The organism is Luteimonas sp. A482 (genome assembly GCF_054072655.1).
The window spans coordinates 1-875 of record NZ_JBSVRO010000021.1 but is presented as its reverse complement, the minus strand read 5'-3'; the positions used below and the strand labels follow the sequence as shown (position 1 = coordinate 875).

Genomic DNA, 875 nt, shown 5'->3' with positions numbered 1-875 from the left:
GCGCTCGGGATGATGTTCCGGCAGCCGTGCGCGCAAGGCGCGCACGGGCCGTCACATCACTTGACGATCTTTGCCACCACGCCGGCGCCGACGGTGCGGCCGCCTTCGCGGATCGCGAAACGCAGGCCTTCGTCCATCGCGATCGGGTTGATCAGCGACACCACCATCTTCACGTTGTCGCCCGGCATCACCATCTCCACGCCTTCAGGCAGCTCGCAGGCGCCAGTGATGTCGGTGGTGCGGAAGTAGAACTGCGGACGGTAGCCCTTGAAGAACGGCGTGTGACGGCCACCCTCGTCCTTGCTCAGCACGTACACCTCGGCCTCGAAGTCCGTGTGCGGCTTGATCGAGCCCGGCTTGCACAGCACCTGGCCACGCTCCACGTCATCGCGCTTGGTGCCGCGCAGCAGCAGGCCGGCGTTGTCGCCCGCCTGGCCCTGGTCGAGCAGCTTGCGGAACATCTCCACGCCCGTGACCGTGGTCTTCTGGGTCGGACGGATACCGACGATCTCGATCTCCTCGCCCACCTTGACGATGCCGCGCTCGATGCGACCGGTCACCACCGTGCCGCGACCCGAGATCGAGAACACGTCCTCGACCGGCATCAGGAACGGCTTGTCCACGTCGCGCTGGGGCTCCGGGATCCAGCTGTCCAGCGCCTCGACCAGCTTGATGATCGACGGCACGCCGATCTCGCTCTGGTCGCCTTCCAGCGCCTTGAGCGCCGAACCGTGGATGATCGGGGTGTCGTCGCCCGGGAACTCGTACTTGGACAGAAGCTCGCGCACTTCCATCTCCACCAGCTCCAGCAGCTCGGCGTCGTCCACCATGTCCGCCTTGTTCAGGTAGACCACGATGTACGGCACGCCCACCTG

General features: G+C 65.9%; 1 protein-coding gene. It reads right to left on the bottom strand.

Annotated features, from left to right (window positions below):
- Nucleotides 1–56 precede the first annotated feature (56 nt).
- A partial coding sequence (locus tag ACW5DW_RS17100; protein WP_457020504.1) for an elongation factor Tu occupies nt 57–875 on the bottom strand: 819 nt, incomplete at its 5' end.